Genomic DNA, 244 nt, shown 5'->3' with positions numbered 1-244 from the left:
TGGTAAACCTGATATCACGACACCTAAGGTGAATGACACTGATGGCGACGGCATTCCTGATGACCAAGATCCTGATCTCGATGGCGATGGTATCAATAATAAAGATGAAGAAGCTGCCGGTACGGACCCAATGAATCCTGATTCTGATGGAAATGGTACACCAGACGGGGATGAAGATGCGGATAATGATGGTATTCCAAATAAAGACGAATCTGATCCAAACGGCACAATGGTAACGGATAAA

The 244-nt window shown here is 44.7% G+C and carries 1 pseudogene; it reads left to right on the top strand.

The annotated features are described in order from the left end of the window. Window positions 1–244: pseudogene (locus CD111_RS06765) on the top strand (hypothetical protein); the annotation flags it as partial.

Source organism: Mammaliicoccus stepanovicii (genome assembly GCF_002902525.1).
GTDB lineage: Bacteria > Bacillota > Bacilli > Staphylococcales > Staphylococcaceae > Mammaliicoccus > Mammaliicoccus stepanovicii.
Note: the sequence above shows the minus strand (reverse complement) of the source record. Positions and strands in the feature narration are given on the sequence as shown.